Source organism: Plantactinospora sp. WMMC1484 (assembly GCF_049315195.1).
Classification (GTDB): Bacteria; Actinomycetota; Actinomycetes; order Mycobacteriales; family Micromonosporaceae; genus Plantactinospora.
Genome location: NZ_CP186055.1, coordinates 2004254 through 2023308, shown reverse-complemented (window position 1 = coordinate 2023308; position 19055 = coordinate 2004254). Strand labels below are relative to the sequence as shown.

Below are 19055 nucleotides of genomic sequence, written 5' to 3'. Positions count from 1 at the left end.
ACCACCCCGCATCGGCACTCGGCCGACGGGAGGCCCGAGCCCTCTCTCCGGCGCCACCCGCCCGCGGCCACAACCAGCCGCATCCTCTCGCTCACCGTGTGTAGTTGAATGCAGAACCGGCCGAAAGGATTCCCTGGTCTCCACGAATTCGGCCGGGCGGGCGATCGGGCCGTCCACCACTCACGGTAATTCATGACCCGCAATTTCCATCCGGCGACATCGGCACCGAATATATATTGACGGGGCGAAGTGTTCGGCGCAGGTCGCGCAAGCAGGTATCCGGCAGCGCGTGGCCGTTGGACGGGTAAGACCTCCGTTAATATGGCCTGATGGCGCAATCCCGACAGCCCGACGCTCTGGTGATCGGCGCGGGCGTCATCGGACTCTCCACCGCGGTCCGGTTGGCCGAGGCGGGGCTCGCCGTCCGGGTCCGCGCGGCGCGCCCCCCGCAGGAGACCACCTCCGCCTCGGCCGGCGCGAGCTGGGGGCCCTACGAGTTGACCGACGAGCGCGTCCTGCACTGGAGCGAGCAGACCCGGCTGACCCTGGAGAAGATCGCCGAGGACGGGTCGTCGGGCGTCCGGCTCGTCCGCGGCCTGGAGGTGGCGCCATTCCCGCTCGACCCGCCCGCCTGGGTCCGCGACCTCAGCGACTTCGCGATCTGCCCCACCGAGGAGCTTCCGCCGGGATACGTCAGCGGCTGGCGATACACCAGCCCCTTGGTCAACATGCCGCGCTACCTCGAATACCTGACCCGTCGACTGCTCGGCAACGGCGTCGAAATCGACATTGGCGCGGTGAACTCATTCAAGGAACTCACCGGTGCCGCCCGGGTGCTGGTGAATTGCACCGGACTGGGCGCCCGATATCTGGTCCCCGACGACCAGGTCTATCCCACCCGGGGTCAGCTCGTGGTCGTGGACAATCCGGGAATAGACACATTCTTCCAGGACTGGGCCGCGCACGAGGACATGACCTACATCCTGCCGCACGGCGACGTCGTCGTCCTCGGCGGCAGCGCGACACCCGGCTCGGAGAGCCTGACCCCGGATCCCGCCAGGGCGGCGGCGATCGTCGAGCGGTGCGCGGCGGTCGAGCCCGCGCTGCGGCACGCCCGGGTCCGGCGGATCCTGGTCGGGCTGCGGCCGAGCCGGCCGAGCGTACGCATCGAACGCGAACTCGTGGACGGAAACGTCCTGATCCACAACTACGGTCACGGCGGGTCGGGGCTCGCCCTCTCCTGGGGATGTGCCGACGAGGTCCTGTCGTTGAGCGAGCCCACCTGATCGCCCGTACCACTCCTCCGCGAGGCGTACGACCCTCCGCCGCGCGGTACGACCCTCCGCCAGGCTCCGGCGGTGCCAGCCGGAGATCCGACCGCAGAACGGCGGATCTCCGACTGACGGGTGCCGAACCGTTGATGCAGCATCTCGACAGAACGGACGGTTGTATCCGGGTCCGGGCGGACGGTTGTATCTATGTCCGGCTGACCGGTTACGGGGAAGGCACACGAAGATGAGCTTCATCCGCAAGTACGGCAAGGCCCTCGCCGCGGTGGCCGGGGCGGCGCTCACCGTCGCGTACGGCGCACTCTCCGGCGACCAACGCATCGAGTCCGACGAGGCGGTGCAGATCGCGATCGCCGCCGCCACCGCCGTCGGCGTCTATCTGGTGCCGCTGACGCCGGAGTACCGCTGGGCCAAGACCGCTGTCGCGGTGGTGCTGAGCGTGCTCCAGGTGCTGGCCACGGTGATCCTCGGTGGACTCGACTCCAACGAGTGGATCGCGCTGCTGCTCGCCGCGCTCACCGTGCTGGGCGTTGGCGCGGCTCCGGCGGTCTCCAGCAACGGCACCGGCAACCAGGCTCCACGCCAACCCACCCCCGACACGAGGCAGCCCGCCCGGCAGTGAGGAGAATGTAGGGGCGGGTCACCCGGAGCGGAGACACCCTGCGGGCCACTCCGGCGACCGGCGCACGTCGATGGCTCGTTACGTCGACGTGGCGGACCGGCCACGATGCACAGCTACGTTGATGCCTCCCGCACCCCCAGAGCCTCGGGAGGCATCCGTGCTGCACGTCCGACGTCGCCGAATCCGGCTGACGCTTCTCGCCACCGCCGCCACCGCGGCGATCGCCGGTTCCCTGCTCGTCGCCGCCCCGGCCGGCGCCGCACCACCCGGCATCCCCTCCAAGGCGACCGCCCAGTCGAACCTGAACGCGCTGACGGTCGCCGCCCAGGGTTCGATGAGCGGCTACAGCCGCGACCTCTTCCCGCACTGGATCACCATCAGCGGCTCCTGCAACACCCGGGAGACGGTGCTGCGGCGCGACGGCAGCGGGGTGAGTGTGGACGGCTCCTGCTATCCGACCTCGGGGAGCTGGTACAGCCCGTACGACGGCGCGACCTGGAGCAACCCGGCCGACGTCGACATCGACCACATCGTGCCGCTGGCCGAGGCGTGGCGTTCCGGGGCCAGTTCATGGGCGACCAGTCGCCGGCAGTCCTTCGCCAACGACCTCAACGGGCCGCAGCTCATCGCGGTCACCGACAACGTCAACCAGTCAAAGGGCGACCAGGACCCGTCCACCTGGAAGCCGAGCCGCAGCGCCTACCACTGCACCTACGCCAAGATGTGGATCCGCACCAAGTACAACTGGGGCCTGCACCTCCAGTCCTCGGAGAAGAGCGCGCTGCAGACGATGCTGAACACCTGCTCCTCCTGACGTCTCCGCCGAACCGGCCGGCCCTGGAGTTCGCAGGGCCGGCCCCGGCGTGTTAACCCCCAGGGTGTCTCGTCCGGTGATTCAGCGCGCGCGGCGGTAGTGCATGGCCACCGCACCGTTGCGGAGCGGCGCCGTCGAGAGCAGCTCGAGCTGGCGCGTGCCGGGCAGCCCGCCCTGGTACAGCGTCGGGCCGTGGCCGGCGATCCTGGGATGGACGAGCAGCTTGTACTCGTCGATCAGGTCCAGCCGGTCGAGCTCGGTCGCGAGCGTGCCGCTTCCGAGAAGGACCCCGGCCGGGGTGGCGTCCTTGAGCTTCCGCACGCCCTCGCGCAGATCGCCGGCGAGGTGGTGGCTGTTGGTCCACGTAAAGTTCGTGCGCGTCGACGACACCACGTACTTGGGTTTGGCCTCCAGCTTGACCGCCCACTCGCGGATGGCCGGCGGCGCCTCCTCGTCGCCGCGGGCGACGGCCGGCCAGTAGCTCTCCATCATCTCGTAGGTGACGCGCCCCCACAGCATTGCCCCGCCCTCGTCCAGGAGACGGGTGAAGAAGGCGTGGGTCTCGTCGTCGGCGATCCCCTCCTGGTGGTCGACGCAACCGTCGAGAGTGACGTTGATACTGAAGGTGAGGAGCCCCATGGCCGGCGAGTCTAGCCCGACTTGGGCTATCTGGTGCGTGCCATGGACGGCGTGGAGGCCGGCGGGCCTGGGACGCATCGTCGAACCTGACCGGGCATGCCGCCGCTGCCCGACGCTGAAACGTCCACCGAAGCCTCCGCCGGCCCCTGGCCACTCCGCAGCGCCCACAATCTGGAACAACCCGCAAGATTCTCGGTAACTTATGGCTCGCTGCGCACCACAAATTACCAAGATCGTGAGAGATCGCTGATCGGTTGGTCGTGTGCTTGTCCAGGTGGAACTCAGGCGGCGCTGCGCAGGAGGACGCAAGCGGTGGTCCGGACGTCGGTAACGATCTCTCGAATCACGTGCTCCGCCCCCGGGGCTAGCCGTGCGTCTTCGCCAGGTTGACGAACGCCTGCCACGCGGCCGGGGGGAACGCCAGGGTCCCGCCGTCCCGGTCCTTGGTGTCCCGGACCAGCACCCGGCCCGGGACGTTGTCGGCGACCTCCACGCACGCGCCGCCGTTCGTGTTGCTGCGGGTCGACTTCCGCCACATGGGGCTCATAGCTCGTTCGCCATCCTCGTTATCAGGTCCCGGGACATGTCCCGGGGTAGTGCTACCGAGCGTATCGCGTCCCAGGCCCGCACCAACCCGGCAACCCGGTCCGGATCGCTGATCACGCGGCCCTCTGCCTGGTCCTCGAGAAACGCCACGTCGCCGCCGCCCGGCAGCGACGCCAGGATCAGCGGCCCGGTCTGTCCGACGTAGAGCCCGGCCGATCGCGGCACGACATGCACGAAGATCAGTTGTTGCGTGGAGAGGTCGGCCAGGTGCTCCAACTGGTCTTTCATCAGGTCGGCCGGGCCGCGCATCAGAGTCAGCTCGTCCACCGTGAAGGTGCAGACCGGGGGACGCTCGCGGTGGAAGACGGCCGCCGCCCGTTCCAGCCGGAGCGCCAGTTGTTTCTCCGCCTCGTCGTCGCTGAGCAGCCCGGCCCGCAGGACGGCCCGCGCGTACGCCTCGGTCTGGAGCAGGCCGGGCACGAAGTTGGGCTCATGCCACCGCAGTGACGCGGCTTCCCGCTCGATGTCCGGCCACTGCTGGAACCAGTCCGGCGCCCCTTCCTTCCGCGCCCTGGCGGCCAGCTTCTGGATCAGGTCGCCCGACTCAAGCGCCTCGTCCAGCCGTGGGGCGGTGTCCGGCATCGGCGCCAGCCGGCCCGTTTCGAATTTGGCGATCAACGAGGTACTGACGCTCAGGCGCCCCGCGAGCTGCTCCTGCGTCATGCCCCGAGATCCGCGGAGGAACTTCAGGATCAGCGGAAGATCGCTGTTATTCACAATTCCTGGCCTTTCCGGTGAGCCGTCTGCCGCTGAATGCTCAGCGGTCCACGCCGTTATCTTTCGCCGATCCGGGCCGATAGTCCAGGGTGGAATTCAGGCGCTTTTCCGACCGCTCTCCTCACGACGCCCTCGCGGCCGGGCGGGCGCCCAACGGGGGCGGCGCCGCGGCGAGCAATCCAGGTGCCGTCCCCGTCCCATAACGCCTACGGGAGGCTTCCATTGAGACGCATCCGAAAAGTCAAGCCGCACCACCGTCGCGCGTGGTGGCGCCTCTGGCGATACTGCCGCTGCGGATTCCGCTGGCGCTGCCCGGACTCGATCGAGCTGGTGCCGATGCCCTACCAGCCGGCGCCCGTGCCGCCGTTGACCGGCCGGCGCCACCGTGCCGCACTCCGCCCTCCGGCGCCCGTGGTCCCTGTCCCCGACCCGCCCCCGCTGCCCGACCCGCCAGCGGTCCCGGACACTCCGCCGGTCCCGGACACCCCGCCGGTCCCGGACACCCCGCCGGTCTCGGACACTCCGTCCCGGCCGGCCCGCGCCCGGTGGACCAATCGCCGTCCCGGGTGGAACCGACCCGCCGGGGTGGTGCCCCGGCTGGCGAACGGCCGCGCGGGCAACCTGACACCCGCCCAGGAGCACCGCGCCCGGCACGCCGAGCGGGTGTGAACGGTGGTCGGGCCGTGGGTGCGATGGGAGCGACACATCGCCCGGCGGCGGGCGCGTGAGCGCCAGGCGGCCGGACAGCACGTCCCCACCAAGACGTACGCCTGCCGAGAGTGCGAACACGACTGGCCCTGCCCGCCGGCCCGGCTGTCCCTGCTGATCGGCTTCGACGGCGATCGGGTAGGGCTGATGATGTACCTCGCCGCGCACCTCGCCCGCGCCCTGGAAGCGCTACCCGACCGGCACCCCGCACTGATTGTCGGGCAGATTCTCTATTGGGTCCCCCGGCGCCGCTAGCACCATTCCGGCACCCTTGAGACGTCGGTACCGGCCCCTTCCCCCGCATCCGCCGGGGGCCGGTGCCGACCGGGAATCACCCGGGAATGTCGGTCGACCGGTGACGATGGGACGGCACCGCCGGCCTACTATTTCCAACGGAAATGGACGAACAGCCGGCCGAAGTTCTTCGAATCCTTCTCGACCCGGTGGTAGAGCTGCTTGATCTCCTTCTGGTCGAGGAAGCGCAGCACCCGCTTCTTGAGCTGCCCGGACCCCTTGCCCGGGATGATCTCCACCATGGTGGCCTTCTTGGCGACCGCCTCGTCCATGATCCCGCGCAGCGCCCGGTCGATGTCGTGGCCACGGTTGAAGATGTCGTGCAGGTCGAGCTTGAGCTTCATCGCCGACCGCCGACCCGGGTCTCGACGCGCTCCAGCGCGATCCGGTAGTCGTCGTTCTCGGCATACATCGCGGCGGCGATCCGGAGGTGCCGCAGCGCCTCCTCGGGGCGGCCGACCCGCTCCAGGGTCCGGCCCAGCACGTGGTGCGCGTAGTGGTCGCTGGGGTCGCGCTGCACCAGGGTGCGCAACTGCTCCTCGGCGCGGGCGAGCTGGGCCGACTGGAAGTACGCGCGGGCGAGCAACTGCCGCACGGAGGCGTTGTCGGGCTCGGCCTCGACGATGGGCTCCAGCAACCGGGCGGCTCCGGACGGGTCCCCGGTCTCGAAGTACATGGTCGCCCGCCGGTACTCGGCCAGAAGATCCACTAGACCCACCTCCTCGTGTCGCGACTACGTCCCCCCGACGCTGGCACAACACCGCCGGTACCGCGACTGTTCCGACGGACGACATGTCGGTGTCCCTGAGGTCAGGCACGCCGACGGCGCACCTCCCAGGCGCGTACCCCGCCGAGGATGCCGGCGCTGTTCGGCACCACCACCACGTCGTCGCCCATCCGGGCCACCTGCTCCGGGCGGAGCAGTCGGGAGTTGCCGCCACCAAGATAGAGCCGGTCCCAGAGGAAGACCGGGCGCAGCCCCTCCACCACCCCCCGGACCCGGCGCGACCAGAACCCGTCGCCGAGCCGGCGCCGCTCGTGCTCACCGATGTAGGTGTCGTAGCTCATCCCCCACCGCACCGGCGCCTGCGACAGTTCCAGGTGCGGAGCGAGCACCCCGCCGTCGAAGAAGGCGCAGCCCAGCCCGGTGCCGAGGGTGAGCACCAGCTCCAGCCCGGTCCCGGCGACCACCCCGGCGCCGTGCACCTCGGCGTCGTTGAGCACCAGCGCCGGCAGGCCGAACGCCTCGCTGAGCGCGCTCTGCGCGTCGAAACCGGACCACTCGGCGACCAGCTCGGGAACGGGCCTGGTGCGCGGCCCGGCCCGGGTGACGTAGTGCGGGGTGGCCACCACCACGCCGTGCCGGAGCATCCCCGGCATCCCCACGGTGATCCGGTCCGCCGCCGGCAGCCGGCCGCCGAGATCGAGCAGGGTCTTGACGAAGAGCCCGGTCGGCAACGGGTACGGGGTCGGCACCCGCAGCGGCCGGGTCCGCATCGTGCCGGCGTCGTCGAGTACGGACGCCTTGATCCCGCCGCCGCCGCAGTCGATCGCCAACGTGGTCATCACAGGATCAGTCTGCGCCTCCACCGCCGGATCAGTCTGCGCCTCCACCGCCGCTCCGCAGCCGGGCGACCGGATAGCATTCGGGTCTCATGAGCGCCACCCTGGTCGCCAAGGACCTCGCCGCCGGCCACGGCGACCGGGTCCTCTTCGCCGACCTCGAACTCGTCGTCGCCCCCGGCGACGTGATCGGTGTCGTCGGGGTCAACGGCGCCGGCAAGTCGACGCTGCTGCGCACCCTCGCCGGGCTGCAGCCGGTCGAGCAGGGCACCCTGGCCCTCAACCCGCCGTCGGCGACCGTCGGCCACCTGCCGCAGGAGCCCGAGCGGCGGCCCGGCGAGACCGTACGGGCGTTCCTCGGCCGGCGGACCGGGGTGACCGCCGCGCAGGCGGAACTCGACGCGGCCACCGGGGCGCTGACCGAGGGGGCCGCCGGAGCCGACGACCGGTACGCGGCCGCGCTCGAACGCTGGCTCGCGCTCGGCGGCGCCGACCTGGCGGAGCGGGCCGACCAGATCGCCGCCGAACTCGGGCTGACGGTCGACCTGGAGCAGCCCATGACGGCGCTCTCCGGCGGCCAGGCGGCCCGCGCCGGACTGGCGTCGCTGCTGCTCAGCCGCTACGACGTCTTCCTCCTCGACGAGCCGACAAACGATCTCGACCTGGCCGGACTGGACCGGTTGGAGGGGTTCGTCACCGGACTGCGCGCCGGCACGGTGCTGGTCAGCCACGACCGGGAGTTCCTGACCCGGACGGTGACCCGGGTCCTCGAACTCGACCTGCACCAGCAGCAGGTACGGCACTACGGCGGCGGGTACGCGGCCTACCTGGAGGAGCGCGAGGTGGCGCGCCGGCACGCCCGCGCCGACTACGAGGAGTACGCCGAGACCCGCGCCGGGCTGGAGGCGCGGGCCCGGACCCAGCGGGCCTGGATGGAGAAGGGCGTCAAGAACGCCCGGCGGAAGGCGCCCGACAACGACAAGGTCGGCCGCAAGTTCCGGGCCGAGTCGACCGAGAAGCAGGCGGCCAAGGCGCGGCAGACCGAGCGGCTGATCGAGCGGCTGGAGGTGGTCGAGGAGCCGCGCAAGGAGTGGCAGCTCAAGATGGAGATCGCCGCCGCGCCCCGCGCCGGGGCGGTGGTGGCGGCGCTGCGCGGCGCGGTCGTCCGCCGGGGCGACTTCACGCTCGGCCCGGTCGACCTCCAGGTGGACTGGGCCGACCGGATGGTGGTCACCGGCGCCAACGGCTCGGGGAAGTCGACGCTGCTCGCGGCCCTGCTGGGCCGGCTGCCGCTGGACGCCGGGCATGCCGCACTCGGCCCCGGGGTGGTGGTCGGCGAGGTCGACCAGGCCCGGGGGCACTTCGTCGGCGACCAGCCCCTGCTTGACGCGTTCGGTGCCGCCGTACCCGATCTGGCACCGGCGGACGTGCGGACGCTGCTGGCCAAGTTCGGACTGCGGGCGGGGCACGTGCTGCGCCCCGCCGGCACGCTGTCGCCGGGCGAGCGGACCCGGGCGGCACTGGCCCTGCTCCAGGCCCGGGGCGTGAACCTGCTGGTCCTGGACGAGCCGACGAACCACCTCGACCTGCCGGCGATCGAGCAGCTGGAGTCGGCGCTGGAGTCGTACCCGGGAACCCTCCTGCTGGTCACCCACGACCGCCGGATGCTGGAGACGGTCCGGACCACCCGGCACGTCCGGGTCGACGGCGGCCGGGTCACCGGGGCCTGACCGGCCGCTGTCCCCGCGCCCGGCCGCCGCCGGGCGGAGGCCCGCGGCCCTCATCGACCCCTGTTTCTGCCGCCGCGCCGCTGGGCAATAGCTACTCCATGCTCAGATGGGAGTACGCCCTGTTGGTGCGCCGGCGCCAGCCCCGGCTGGACGACACCGGCTGGGAACTCGTCTTCACCTGGTACGGCCCGGACGGCGCCGTGCTCGACGTCTCGCCATACGGCGACACCGCGTTGGCCCATCTGAACCGGGCCGGAGCCGAGGGTTGGGAGCTGGTCTCGGTCAGCGAGGACCCCAACATGCAGGGCAGCGCGGAACTGCACCGCTACCACCTGAAGAGGGTGATCCGGCCGGTGAACCCCCGACCGCGGCTCCGCAGCCTGGGCCGGACCGGCCGGCGCGCCCCCACCGGCTGAGACCGAGTCGGCACGCCCCCAGCGGCTGAGCGCGCCTCCGACTGCTGACGGGCCACCGGCAGCGGCGCCCCGCGCCGATGCGTAGCGCGGGCGATTCCGGGTAGGCACGGCCGGGAGGTGGGCAATGGTCGCGCAACTGCACAGGGCGCCCTCCGGTGACCGGTTGCGGGCGATCGACGACTTCCTCGCCATGGCCTATGCCGACCTGGTCAAGCACGACGACCGGCTGCGCGGGTCGGCGGTGGAGGTGCGGTTCGACCGGGGCGTCGCGCACCTGACCGGCGAGGTGGCCGACCGGGACGAGCTGGCCACCGTCCGGAAGCTCATCGGCCGGCTCGACGGGGTGCTGGCCGTCTGGTCCAGGGTACGGGTGGCCGGGCGGGAGCCGGTGGTGATGGACCTGGGCTGCGGCGCCACCAAGCAATATCCCGGAAACCTCGGACTCGATCTGCGGGTCGCTCCCGGGGTGGACGCCCGGGCCGACCTCTCCGGCCCGCTCCCGCTGGCCGGCGACTCGATCGACGTCATCTTCACGGTGCACATCCTGGAGCACCTGATCGACTTTCTGACCCTGGTCGACGAGTGCCACCGGGTACTCCGGCCCGGTGGCGTGCTACACGTGATGAGTCCCTGGTGGGGGCATGTCAACGCGGTGGCCGACCCGACCCACGTACGGCTGCTGGACGTACAGACCATCAAGCACATGTGTGACCGCCATCCCGGCGCACCACGCTGGTATCCGCTGCACGCCGGCTGCGACGGAGCGTCGATCTTCGCGGACCTCACCCCGCTCGGCGCCGACGAGCCGGGGCCGGAACCCAGCCACCTGGCCCGGTTCTTCGAGTGAGATCGGATCCGGCCCGATGCGGGCTGCCGGGCTGCGGGCCGCGGACTGTGCCGACTGCGGGCTGCCGGGCCGCCGGGCCGCCGGGCCGCGGACTGTGCCGACTGCGGGCTGCGGGCTGCCGGGCGGAGTCCGGAGGCATGTAGCGGGGAGCGGCGGGAATGGACCGGTGTCGGATCGGAAGAGCATTCGGGGGAGGCCGGCTGATGCGTGCCGTGATGTCTGAGTCGTATGGGGCGATGCCGGAGATCCGGGAGATACCGGAGCCGGAGCCCGGCGACGGCGAGGTGAAGATCGAGGTACAGGCGTCGTCCCTGAACGGCTTCGACGCCAAGCTGGCCCGGGGGTTTCTCGACGGCGACGTGGAGCACCAGTTCCCGGTGATTCTCGGGCGCGACTTCGCCGGCATCGTGACCGAGGTCGGGCGCGGCGTCAGCGGGTTCATGCCGGGCGAGAAGGTCTTCGGCGTGGTGGCCAAGCCCGGGCTCGGCGACGGCTCGTTCGGCGAGTACGTGGTCGTACCGGAGGAGATCGGGCTCGCGCCGCTGCCGGCCGGGCTCCCCTACCGGGCCGCCGGGGTGCTCGGGCTGGCCGGTGTCGCCGCGCTGGCCTGCGTGGACGCGGTCGCGCCGGTGCACGGCGAGACGCTGTTGATCTCCGGGGCCACAGGCGGGGTCGGCCACTACGCCGTCCAGCTGGCCGCGGCACGCGGAGCCGCGGTGATCGCCACCGCCGAGACCGGGCCGCAGGTCGACCTGATGCATCAGCTCGGCGCCGCACACACCGTGGACCACCGCGGCGACCTCGCCGCGCAGGTCCGGCAACTGGCCCCGGACGGGGTGGACAGTGTGATCCACCTGGCCGGTGATCCGGAGCTGATCGCCGACCTGGTCACTCCTGGCGGGCGGTTCTCCTCGACGCTCGGCGTGAACTCCGCACAGCTCGGCGACCGGTCGTTGACCGTCACGGCGATCGAGGCGATCCCGGACCGGATCGTGCTCGACCACCTCGCCACCGAGACCGCCGCCGACCGGCTGCGCCCGTCCATCGCCCGTACCTACCTGCTGGACGAGGTACCGCAGGCGTTCGCCGACTTCAGCAACAGCGGCAACGTCGGCAAGCTCGCCATCTCGATCGGCGGCTGAGCCCCGGGGGCAGGTGCGGCGACGCCCCGGAGGGGCAGGTGCGGCAACACCCCGGAGCGGCAGGTGCGGCGCCCCGGCGGCCGCCGTGGCTCAGTCGGCTGCGGTGGCGCGGGCGGCGAGGAGTTCGGGTGCCAGCACCACCACCACGCCCGGCTCGACCCGGACCAGGCCGGCGTCGGCCAGGGCCCGCAACGCCCGGTTGACCGACACCCGGGTCATCCCGATCGACTCCGCCAGCCCCTGCTGCGCACCGGGCAACGGCACCCGGCGCCCCGTCCGGCCGGCCGCCGCGACCAGCCAGGCCGCCACCCGGGCCCCGGCGTCGGCGAAGGAGGTGCGCACCAGCTCCACCTGGCGGTCCCGCAGGCGCCCGGCCAGGTGCCGCAGCACGTGCCGACGGACCGCCGGCACGTCGTCGATCAGCCGGAGCAGCTCGCCGGCCGGCACCCACCGGCAGCGCAGCACGGTGGCGGCCAGCCAGGTGGCGGTGTAGCCGCCGCCGTCCAGCACCGCGCTCTTGTCCACCGCGCACGGCGCCGGGAAGTCGCCGAGCCGCCGGCGCCGCCCACCGGCGGTCTCGTGGACCCCGGCCAGGATGCCCGCCTCCACCACGATCACGTGCTCGGCTGGCTGCCCGCGTACCGCCAGCACCTCGCCCGGCCGGGCGGTCCGGACCACCGAGCGGTCGAGCAGCCGGTGCAGCTCCGCCACTCCGAGCCCGGCGAAGACGGGTACGGCCGCCAGGCGTCGCATCTCGGTCGCTTCCATCCCTGAATTGTTCCCGACCGGCCACCATCACTGAATTGGTCCCGACCGGTCACGATCGCCCTCCGGCTCGTGCCCACGCCGCCGGCCCGGTGCGCGGGCCGCCGTGCCGGCGGTCACCGGCTGTATCAGCAGATACTGCGCCTGCCCGGCTGCCGGTCGTAGGGTCGCGGCATGATCGTTGTGGAACTCCGATTCACCGGCGACCCCGCCGCCCGGCTGGCGGCACGGCCGGCCCACCGGGAACTGCTGGTCCGGCTGCACGCCGAGGGCCGGCTGGTGGCGGCCGGACCCTGGCAGGACGACTCGGGCGCGCTCCTGCTCTTCGACGCGGACGAGGCCACGGTGCGGGAGGCGCTGGACGCCGATCCCTACTACCAGCGGACCCCCGGAGTCAGCGTGGTCGCCCTGCGGCACTGGAGACCGGTCGTCGGCGGTCCGTGAACCACCGCCGGGACGGCGCTGGCGGCGGGCGCCGGGACGGCGCTGGCGGCGGGCCGCGACTACCGGCGGGGCTGCGGCTGGCGGGCCTGTGCCGCCTGGACGGCCCAGTTGAGCGCATAGTCGGCCACCTCTTCCCAGCCGGCCTGGCCGACGGTGTAGTGGGGCCGGCCCGGAAACTCCTTGTATCCGGTGACCGCGGTCGACTTCCGGTAACGACCGGCGATCGCCCGGGTCACCGAGGGTGGCACCACGTGATCCGCGCCCCCGGCGATCAGCAGCAGCGGTGCCCGCCGTTCGTTGCCGAAGTCGACGCGCAGCGCTGCCCGTGGGTTCAGGTTCGCCAGCGCCACCTCGAAGAGCACATGCCCGGCTGCCGGTACGTGGTAGCGCCGGTAGACCTGCTCGGCCTCGGCCCGGGACATCGTGTTGGTGAAGGCGTAGTGGAACTCGTCCAGGCTCAGCGGCACCGCACGGTGCCGGTTCGCCGGGTTGCGCAGGACCGGCAGGCTGGCCCGCAGGGTCGACAGCGGCAGCCGGCTGACTCCCTTGACGGCAGCCGAGTCGATCGCCACCCCCGCCGCGCCCAGTCCCCGGTCCAGGAGCATCTGGGTGAACGCGCCGCCGAACGAATGGCCCATGATGATCGGCGGGTTGGGTAGGTCGCGTACGACCCGCTCGTAGTGATCGACGATCTGGCCTGCGGTCAGCTCCGCGATCGACCTGGGATCCCGGTTCAGCGCCTCGACGTCCTCGTCCATGCCCGGCCAGGCCGGAGTCAGCACCTGAAACCCGGCAGCGCGGTAACGGTCGGCCCAATGTTCCCAACTTCGGGCGGTCAGCCACAGACCGTGGATCAGCACGACGGTGTCGGGTCTCGGTTCGGCGGGCATGAGGGGCATGATGTCCTCTTCCGGGCGTGGGTCACCGCTCTGCGCACGCGCATCGCCGTCTCCCGGCGTGCGCCGCCGTAGCACGGACGTACGCCGCCATAGCACGGACGTACGCCGCCATAGCACGGACGTACGCCGCCATAGCACGGACGTACGCCGCCGATCGGGCGCTGGCTCTGCCGCTGGTGCGGATACCCAGGTCCGATGGCGCCAACCCGGTCCGGCACACCCTCCGTAGACGGTCTGGGCCTGACCCGGTTTGACGGACATCCGAGATCAGGGGGCTGTGGGCCCTCGGGAGGATGTTCATCATGGAAGGCATGGGTAAGAAGCCACGCCGGCCGCGCAGGGCGTTCACGCCGGAGTTCAAGGCGGAGATCGTGGAGGTGTGTCGGCGGGGTGACCGTACGGTCGGTCAGGTCGCGAAGGACTTCGACCTGACCGAGACGGCGGTCCGGGACTGGGTCAAACAGGCCGACCTCGACGCCGGCGCCCGTACCGACGGGCTGACCAGCGCGGAGCGCGAGGAGTTGGCGCGGTTGCGGCAGGAGAACCGTCGGCTGCGTGAAGATGTGGACATCCTCAAACGGGCCACGGCTTTCTTCGCGAAGGAGACCCGGTGAACGTGTACCCGTTCATCGAGGCGGAGAAGGCGCAGCAGGGCAACGTGAAGCGTGCCTGTGAGCTGTTGAAGGTCTCCCGGTCCGCCTACTACCAGCACCGCGCCGCCGGCCCGTCGCCCCGCCAGCGGGTCGACACCGAGCTGGCCGAACGGGTCGCGCAGGTGTATGACGCTTCGGCCGGCACCTACGGCTCCCCACGGATACACGCCGAACTCCGCGCCCAGGGCCGGCGGCACTCCCGCAAACGGATCGCCCGGCTGATGCGCACGGCGGGTCTGTGCGGTCGGACACCGAAGCGGTGGCGCACCACCACCGTGCCCGACCCGGCGGCAACCCCGCGCCCGGACCTGGTCGGCCGGGACTTCACCACCAGCCCCGCCGACGTCGACACCCGATGGTGCGGCGACATCACGTACATCAACACCTGGGAGGGCTGGCTGTACCTGGCCACCGTCATCGACCTGGCTACCCGCCGGGTCATCGGCTGGGCCACCGCCGACCACCTCCGCACCGACCTGCCCGCCCAAGCCCTGTCCAACGCCATCACGTCACGACGACCGACCGGGCCGGTGATCTTCCACAGCGACCGCGGCTGTCAATATACGAGCGGCCAGTACGCCCACCTCGCGAAGCGGCACAACGTCCAACTCTCAGCCGGACGCAAGGGGCAGTGCTGGGACAACGCCGTCGCCGAATCGTTCTTCGCCACCATCAAAACCGAGCTACTCGACCGGCGGGCCTGGCCCACCCGGGCCGCCGCCCGCACGGCGATCTTCGACTGGATCGAGGGCTGGTACAACACCCGCCGCCGGCACTCCACCCTCGGCTACCTCAGCCCCGCCGCCTACGAGGCCACCGCCTATACCAGCAGACCACTCGGCAAGCTAGCGTGAGATCAACTTATCGACCCTGTCCGTCGAATCGGGTCAAGTCCAGTCAGGAACCGCCGGGTCAACCGACGACATACGGCATACGGCGTACGGGGTTATCCGGTTGGAGAGAATGAGGAGGTGACGACGGAATACAGCGGCAGCGGGGACCCGAAACGGAGCATGGAACTGCTCTGGGGCGTACCGGATCGACCGCGACGAGGCCCGAAGCCCAGGCTCACGGTGGACCGGATCGTCCGCGCGGCGATCGAGATCGCCGACGCCGAGGGGCTGGCGGGGCTCTCCATGCGACGGGTCGCCGAGCGGCTCGGCGTCACCGCGATGTCGCTGTACACGTACGTGCCGGGCAAGGCCGAACTGATCGACGTCATGCTCGACACCGTGCATGCCCCGACCGCCGAGCCGGACGGCGACCGGAGCGACTGGCGGAGCCGGCTCGCAGGACTGGCCAGGGAGAACTACGACCGCTACCGCCGGCACCCCTGGCTGCTCCAGGTGGCGACCAGCGTCCCGGTGCTCGGCCCGAACCTGCTGGCCAGGTATGACCGCGAGCTGACCGCCGTCGCCGGGCTGGGCCTGACCGAGGTCGAGATGGACCTCGTGGTCACCCTGGTCGCCGACTACGTGCACGGTGCGGTGCGCGGTGCGGTGGAGGCCGCCCAGATGCCGCAGCGCACCGGGATGACCGCCGAGCAGTGGTGGCGGAGCTACGAGCCCCTGCTGGCGCAGGTCTTCGACGCCGAGCGTTATCCCATGGCGGCCCGGGTCGGCGGGGTGGCCGGCGCCGAGTACGACGCACCGGCGGATCCGGCCCGCGCGTTCGAGTTCGGGCTGCAACGCGTCCTGGACGGTATCGAGGCACTGGTGTCGGCCCGCGCCGCCCCCGCGACCCGTGTCGCCGCCTCGACCGACCTGGCCGGCCCGGGTCGGGGAGCCTGACGTCCGAGCCCGTTGCCCACCCCACCGGTGCTGGATATATTTACTCCTGCCTTATCGTGGGAGCGTTCCCATGGACGCCTCGATGACTCGGCTCGACGAATAGGACAGAGGTGAGGACCGCCGCATGAGCACGATCCGGCTGCTCGTGGTCAACGGCTGCAGCTTCGCCCGGGGCGCCGAGCTGGCCGAGCCGGAGAAGGACGCCTGGCCGGCCGTACTCGGCCGGAACCTCGGCATCGACGTGGTGAACCTGGCCTGCGACGGCGGCTCCAACCGGCGGGCCGTCCGGAGCACGGTGCAGCACCTGGAGTCGATCCGGGCGGCACACGGCGTAGGCTACGACCAGATGCTCTTCGTCGGCATGTGGACCGCGCTGAGTCGCAACGAATACCACGACAGCGGCATCGAGGACGGCCCGGTCCGGCCCGACCTCGGGGTGCGCCCCGACCTGCCGGGGGAACTGCACTGGCAGCGGGTCGCGGACTGGAAGGCCGCCGAGGGGGACAAGCCGTCAAAGGCGTACCTGCGGCACCTCTTCAGCACCACCGGCGAGACCGTCAACTTCTTCGTGGACTGGCTGCTGCTGGAGCACCATCTCACCGGCTGCGGCGTGCCGAGTCGGTTCGCGTTCGCCTGGGAGATCCTGCCCGACCCCGTCCCGGCCGAGGCGGTGCCGGTGATGCGGGCACTCCGCGCCGACCTCGTCTTCGGCGAGCTGCCGCCCCGGCCCGAGGACACCTTCCGGGAGATGGTCTTCGGCCGGGTGCCCTTCGGCGACTGGGACCATCCGCTCCGGGAGGGGCACCAGCAGTTCGCCGAGGCGATGCTGCGCTGGCTCGGCGGCGACGAACGGCTGCGATTCCCCGTGACCGGACGGAGCGGCCGATGACCGTACAACCGTGCCCGGTCGGGCAGGTCGGGCAGGTCGGGCAGGTCGGGCAGGTCGGGCAGGTCGGGCAGGTCGGGCAGGTCGGGCAGGTCGGGCAGGTCGGGCAGGTCGGGCAGGTCGGGCAGGTCGGGCAGGTCGGGCAGGTCGGGCAGGTCGGGCAGGTCGGGCAGGTCGGGCAGGTCGGGCAGGTCGGGTCCGGGCTGGTGTCGGTGATCATGCCGGCCCGCAACGGCGCCGCGACCATCGGCGCACAGCTCGCGGCGCTGGCCCGGCAGACCTACGCCGGCCGCTGGGAGCTGATCGTCGTCGACAACGGCTCCACCGACGGTACGCCCGCGCTCGTCGCCGGTTTCGCCGGCCGGCTGCCCAACCTCCGCCTGCACCGGGCGGGCGCATACCCCGGCACCAGCTACGCCCGGAACGAGGGCTGCCGGGTGAGCCGGGGCGAGCTGCTGCTCTTCTGCGACCAGGACGACGTGGTCGCGCCGGGCTGGGTGGCGGCGATGGTACGCGGCCTCGCCGAGTTTCCCGCCGTCGGTGGACACGTCGAGCGCCGGCTGCTCAACGACGACGTCTCACTGGCCACCCGGCCCGAGAAACCGGCCGGCTCGCTCCAGGGCGGATTCGACTTCCTCCCGTACGCGCTCGGCGCCAACTGCGGGGTACGCCGGGCCGTCTTCGAGGAGCTGGGCGGCTTCGACCCCGCCTACCGGTACGGCTCGGACGAGGTCAGCTTCTTCTGGCGGGCCCAACTGGCCGGGCACCGGATCGGGGCGCTGCCGGACGCCGTCGTGCACTACCGGCTGCGCCGCCGCTTGCCCGCGATGGCCCGGCAGTACTACTCGTACGGCCTCAGCCATCCCCGGCTGTACCGGGACTTCGCCGCCGCCGGCCTACCCTGCTCGGTCCGGTCTGCCGCCCGGGAGTGGCGCTGGCTCCTTCGGCACCTGCCCGACCTGCTCCGCTCCCGCAGGCACCGGGCCGTCTGGGTGACCAGGTGCGCGATGCGCTGCGGCCGGCTCGCCGGAAGCCTGCGCAACCGCGTCGTCTTCCCCTGACCGCACAACCGCCTCGTTTCGCCCTGACCGCACAACCGCCTCGTCTCTCCCCGACCGGCCCGACCACATCCCGTCGGCCGGATACCTGACCCCGACGCGCGCCCGCACCTCGTCCAGGATCCGCAGCACCGCCACGGTGTCGGCCAGGGTGGCCAGCGGGCTCTCGGTGAGCCCGGCCCGCAGGCAGCGCATCACCTCGACCGCCTCGTGGACGAACCCCTCCCCCTGGTACGGCGCCTCGATGATCCGGGGCTCGGCGTCGCCCCGGCACAGGGTCAGCCTGGCGGGCCGGAAGAAGCCCCGGCCCAGCTCGATCCGGCCGGTGGTGCCGCAGACCGTCGCCGTCCACGGCGTGTCGGCGACGATCGAACAGGAGAGGGCCGCCAGCGCACCGTCCGGATAGCCCAGCACCAGCGAGGTGGTCTCGTCGATGCCGTGCGGGTCGAGGGTGGCGACTCCGGTGACCGACCCGGGCACCCCGAGCAGGAGTTGGGCCAGGGTCACCGGATAGACCCCGAGGTCCAGCAGGGCGCCGCCGCCGAGCGCCGGGTCCCGCAGCCGGTGGCCGGGATCGTCCGGCCCCACCAGGCCGAAGTCCGCCTGCACCAGCCGGGGTGCCCCGATGACACCCTCCCGGACGAGTTCGGCCAACCGGAGGATCGCCGGCACGCAGCGCATCCACATCGCCTCCATCAGGAAGAGGCCGGCGGATCGGGCCCGGGCGATCAGGTCGAGGGCCTGGCCGGTGTTGAGCGTGAACGGCTTCTCGCAGAGCACCGGACGGCCGGCGTCGAGGCAGAGTGCGGTCGCGGCGTGGTGGCTCGCGTGCGGGGTGGCGACGTAGACGACGTCGACCCGGTCGTCGGCGGCAAACCGCGACCAGCCGCCGTGGGCGTACGGGATCGCGTGTCGGGCCGCGAAGCACTCGGCCGCCTCCGGCGTGCGCGAGCCGACCGCCACCACCTCGGCGTCCGGCAGCCGCCGCAGGTCCTCGACGAACCGGCCGGCGATCCAGCCGGTGCCGAGCACACCCCACCGGACCGGCCGCCCCGCCGGCAGGCCACCCGAGCGGCCGTCCGGCAGGCCACCCGAGCGGCCGTCCGGCAGGCCACCCGAGCGGCCGTCCGGCAGGCCACCCGAGCGGCCGTCCGGCAGGCCACCCGGGACCCC

The 19055-nt window shown here is 71.8% G+C and carries 22 protein-coding genes and 2 pseudogenes; 15 read left to right on the top strand and 9 right to left on the bottom strand.

Annotation, left to right across the window (positions count from 1 at the left end):
* Window positions 1–329: 329 nt before the first annotated feature.
* The 3 genes from ACN28C_RS08880 to ACN28C_RS08870 all read left to right on the top strand — a co-directional run bounded on the left by ACN28C_RS08880 (window position 330) and on the right by ACN28C_RS08870 (window position 2725).
* Entirely contained in the window at window positions 330–1286 is a 957-nt protein-coding gene (locus ACN28C_RS08880; RefSeq protein WP_422773045.1) for an FAD-dependent oxidoreductase, read from the top strand.
* A 229-nt stretch (window positions 1287–1515) separates the two neighbouring features.
* A complete protein-coding gene (locus ACN28C_RS08875; RefSeq protein ID WP_422773044.1) occupies window positions 1516–1911 on the top strand; it encodes a hypothetical protein in 396 nt (131 codons plus the stop codon).
* A 121-nt stretch (window positions 1912–2032) separates the two neighbouring features.
* Window positions 2033–2725 carry an HNH endonuclease family protein gene (locus ACN28C_RS08870; RefSeq protein WP_422773043.1) on the top strand — a complete coding sequence of 231 codons (693 nt, stop codon included), beginning with the start codon at window positions 2033–2035 and terminating at the stop codon, window positions 2723–2725.
* 81 nt (window positions 2726–2806) lie between these two features.
* On the opposite strand, the gene ACN28C_RS08865 is transcribed toward ACN28C_RS08870, so the two are convergent.
* The 3 genes from ACN28C_RS08865 to ACN28C_RS08855 form a co-directional block, all read right to left on the bottom strand.
* Complete coding sequence (locus ACN28C_RS08865; RefSeq protein ID WP_422773042.1) at window positions 2807–3364, bottom strand: dihydrofolate reductase family protein; 558 nt, start codon at window positions 3362–3364, stop codon at window positions 2807–2809.
* Window positions 3365–3728: 364 nt separating this feature from the next.
* Window positions 3729–3911 (bottom strand): DUF397 domain-containing protein, encoded by a 183-nt coding sequence (locus ACN28C_RS08860; RefSeq protein WP_422773041.1) that lies wholly within the window; start codon window positions 3909–3911, stop codon window positions 3729–3731.
* Window positions 3908–4687 (bottom strand): helix-turn-helix domain-containing protein, encoded by a 780-nt coding sequence (locus ACN28C_RS08855; RefSeq protein WP_422773040.1) that lies wholly within the window; start codon window positions 4685–4687, stop codon window positions 3908–3910. The genes ACN28C_RS08860 and ACN28C_RS08855 overlap by 4 nt, the downstream gene beginning before the upstream one ends.
* A 222-nt stretch (window positions 4688–4909) precedes the next feature.
* On the opposite strand from ACN28C_RS08855, the gene ACN28C_RS08850 reads away from it, so the two are divergent.
* Both ACN28C_RS08850 and ACN28C_RS08845 read left to right on the top strand, forming a co-directional pair.
* Window positions 4910–5356 carry a hypothetical protein gene (locus ACN28C_RS08850; protein ID WP_422773039.1) on the top strand — a complete coding sequence of 149 codons (447 nt, stop codon included), beginning with the start codon at window positions 4910–4912 and terminating at the stop codon, window positions 5354–5356.
* A gap of 18 nt (window positions 5357–5374) precedes the next feature.
* Window positions 5375–5650 (top strand): flavin reductase, encoded by a 276-nt coding sequence (locus ACN28C_RS08845; protein ID WP_422773038.1) that lies wholly within the window; start codon window positions 5375–5377, stop codon window positions 5648–5650.
* A 128-nt stretch (window positions 5651–5778) separates the two neighbouring features.
* On the opposite strand, the gene ACN28C_RS08840 is transcribed toward ACN28C_RS08845, so the two are convergent.
* The 3 genes from ACN28C_RS08840 to ACN28C_RS08830 form a co-directional block, all read right to left on the bottom strand.
* Entirely contained in the window at window positions 5779–6033 is a 255-nt protein-coding gene (locus ACN28C_RS08840; RefSeq protein ID WP_130461848.1) for a Smr/MutS family protein, read from the bottom strand.
* Window positions 6030–6398 (bottom strand): tetratricopeptide repeat protein, encoded by a 369-nt coding sequence (locus tag ACN28C_RS08835; protein ID WP_422773037.1) that lies wholly within the window; start codon window positions 6396–6398, stop codon window positions 6030–6032. The genes ACN28C_RS08840 and ACN28C_RS08835 overlap by 4 nt, the downstream gene beginning before the upstream one ends.
* A 101-nt stretch (window positions 6399–6499) precedes the next feature.
* Window positions 6500–7258, bottom strand: coding sequence for an ROK family protein (locus ACN28C_RS08830; protein WP_422774590.1), 759 nt, complete (start codon window positions 7256–7258; stop codon window positions 6500–6502).
* An 86-nt stretch (window positions 7259–7344) separates the two neighbouring features.
* Between ACN28C_RS08830 and ACN28C_RS08825 the strand changes: the two genes are divergently transcribed.
* The 4 genes and pseudogenes from ACN28C_RS08825 to ACN28C_RS08810 all read left to right on the top strand — a co-directional run bounded on the left by ACN28C_RS08825 (window position 7345) and on the right by ACN28C_RS08810 (window position 11387).
* Window positions 7345–8982 (top strand): ABC-F family ATP-binding cassette domain-containing protein, encoded by a 1638-nt coding sequence (locus ACN28C_RS08825; RefSeq protein ID WP_422773036.1) that lies wholly within the window; start codon window positions 7345–7347, stop codon window positions 8980–8982.
* Window positions 8983–9080: 98 nt separating this feature from the next.
* Window positions 9081–9323, top strand: a pseudogene (locus ACN28C_RS08820) (hypothetical protein); the annotation flags it as partial.
* Window positions 9324–9522: 199 nt separating this feature from the next.
* Window positions 9523–10245 (top strand): methyltransferase domain-containing protein, encoded by a 723-nt coding sequence (locus ACN28C_RS08815; RefSeq protein WP_422773035.1) that lies wholly within the window; start codon window positions 9523–9525, stop codon window positions 10243–10245.
* 215 nt (window positions 10246–10460) lie between these two features.
* Entirely contained in the window at window positions 10461–11387 is a 927-nt protein-coding gene (locus tag ACN28C_RS08810; protein ID WP_422773034.1) for a quinone oxidoreductase family protein, read from the top strand.
* A gap of 90 nt (window positions 11388–11477) precedes the next feature.
* On the opposite strand, the gene ACN28C_RS08805 is transcribed toward ACN28C_RS08810, so the two are convergent.
* Window positions 11478–12155: a Crp/Fnr family transcriptional regulator gene (locus ACN28C_RS08805; RefSeq protein WP_422773033.1), complete on the bottom strand. Its 678-nt coding sequence runs from the start codon at window positions 12153–12155 to the stop codon at window positions 11478–11480.
* A 171-nt stretch (window positions 12156–12326) separates the two neighbouring features.
* Between ACN28C_RS08805 and ACN28C_RS08800 the strand changes: the two genes are divergently transcribed.
* Window positions 12327–12596 carry a YciI family protein gene (locus ACN28C_RS08800; protein ID WP_422773032.1) on the top strand — a complete coding sequence of 90 codons (270 nt, stop codon included), beginning with the start codon at window positions 12327–12329 and terminating at the stop codon, window positions 12594–12596.
* Window positions 12597–12655: 59 nt separating this feature from the next.
* On the opposite strand, the gene ACN28C_RS08795 is transcribed toward ACN28C_RS08800, so the two are convergent.
* Window positions 12656–13486, bottom strand: coding sequence for an alpha/beta hydrolase (locus ACN28C_RS08795; RefSeq protein WP_422773031.1), 831 nt, complete (start codon window positions 13484–13486; stop codon window positions 12656–12658).
* Window positions 13487–13806: 320 nt separating this feature from the next.
* Between ACN28C_RS08795 and ACN28C_RS08790 the strand changes: the two genes are divergently transcribed.
* The 5 genes from ACN28C_RS08790 (at window position 13807) to ACN28C_RS08770 (ending at window position 17885) form a co-directional block, all read left to right on the top strand.
* Window positions 13807–14109 (top strand): transposase, encoded by a 303-nt coding sequence (locus tag ACN28C_RS08790; RefSeq protein ID WP_422768991.1) that lies wholly within the window; start codon window positions 13807–13809, stop codon window positions 14107–14109.
* Window positions 14106–15002 carry an IS3 family transposase gene (locus tag ACN28C_RS08785; RefSeq protein WP_422768992.1) on the top strand — a complete coding sequence of 299 codons (897 nt, stop codon included), beginning with the start codon at window positions 14106–14108 and terminating at the stop codon, window positions 15000–15002. The genes ACN28C_RS08790 and ACN28C_RS08785 overlap by 4 nt, the downstream gene beginning before the upstream one ends.
* Before the next feature lie 117 nt (window positions 15003–15119).
* Window positions 15120–15938: a TetR/AcrR family transcriptional regulator gene (locus ACN28C_RS08780; RefSeq protein WP_422773030.1), complete on the top strand. Its 819-nt coding sequence runs from the start codon at window positions 15120–15122 to the stop codon at window positions 15936–15938.
* A 124-nt stretch (window positions 15939–16062) separates the two neighbouring features.
* Window positions 16063–16827, top strand: a complete 765-nt coding sequence (locus ACN28C_RS08775; protein WP_422773029.1) for a DUF6071 family protein — start codon at window positions 16063–16065, stop codon at window positions 16825–16827.
* Entirely contained in the window at window positions 16824–17885 is a 1062-nt protein-coding gene (locus ACN28C_RS08770) for a glycosyltransferase family 2 protein (RefSeq protein ID WP_422773028.1), read from the top strand. Before ACN28C_RS08775 ends, ACN28C_RS08770 begins: the two co-directional genes overlap by 4 nt.
* An 81-nt stretch (window positions 17886–17966) precedes the next feature.
* On the opposite strand, the pseudogene ACN28C_RS08765 reads toward ACN28C_RS08770, so the two are convergent.
* Window positions 17967–18944, bottom strand: a pseudogene (locus tag ACN28C_RS08765) (Gfo/Idh/MocA family protein); the annotation flags it as partial.
* Between the last annotated feature and the right edge of the window lie 111 nt (window positions 18945–19055).

Coding starts and splice junctions, on each gene's coding strand:
- ACN28C_RS08880 (WP_422773045.1), top strand. CDS start 330: ATGGCGCAATCCCGACAGCCCGACGCTCTGGTGATCGGCGCGGGCGTC.
- ACN28C_RS08875 (WP_422773044.1), top strand. CDS start 1,516: ATGAGCTTCATCCGCAAGTACGGCAAGGCCCTCGCCGCGGTGGCCGGG.
- ACN28C_RS08870 (WP_422773043.1), top strand. CDS start 2,033: ATGCCTCCCGCACCCCCAGAGCCTCGGGAGGCATCCGTGCTGCACGTC.
- ACN28C_RS08865 (WP_422773042.1), bottom strand. CDS start 3,364: ATGGGGCTCCTCACCTTCAGTATCAACGTCACTCTCGACGGTTGCGTC.
- ACN28C_RS08860 (WP_422773041.1), bottom strand. CDS start 3,911: ATGAGCCCCATGTGGCGGAAGTCGACCCGCAGCAACACGAACGGCGGC.
- ACN28C_RS08840 (WP_130461848.1), bottom strand. CDS start 6,033: ATGAAGCTCAAGCTCGACCTGCACGACATCTTCAACCGTGGCCACGAC.
- ACN28C_RS08825 (WP_422773036.1), top strand. CDS start 7,345: ATGAGCGCCACCCTGGTCGCCAAGGACCTCGCCGCCGGCCACGGCGAC.
- ACN28C_RS08815 (WP_422773035.1), top strand. CDS start 9,523: ATGGTCGCGCAACTGCACAGGGCGCCCTCCGGTGACCGGTTGCGGGCG.
- ACN28C_RS08810 (WP_422773034.1), top strand. CDS start 10,461: ATGTCTGAGTCGTATGGGGCGATGCCGGAGATCCGGGAGATACCGGAG.
- ACN28C_RS08805 (WP_422773033.1), bottom strand. CDS start 12,155: ATGGAAGCGACCGAGATGCGACGCCTGGCGGCCGTACCCGTCTTCGCC.
- ACN28C_RS08800 (WP_422773032.1), top strand. CDS start 12,327: ATGATCGTTGTGGAACTCCGATTCACCGGCGACCCCGCCGCCCGGCTG.
- ACN28C_RS08795 (WP_422773031.1), bottom strand. CDS start 13,486: ATGCCCGCCGAACCGAGACCCGACACCGTCGTGCTGATCCACGGTCTG.
- ACN28C_RS08790 (WP_422768991.1), top strand. CDS start 13,807: ATGGGTAAGAAGCCACGCCGGCCGCGCAGGGCGTTCACGCCGGAGTTC.
- ACN28C_RS08775 (WP_422773029.1), top strand. CDS start 16,063: ATGAGCACGATCCGGCTGCTCGTGGTCAACGGCTGCAGCTTCGCCCGG.
- ACN28C_RS08770 (WP_422773028.1), top strand. CDS start 16,824: ATGACCGTACAACCGTGCCCGGTCGGGCAGGTCGGGCAGGTCGGGCAG.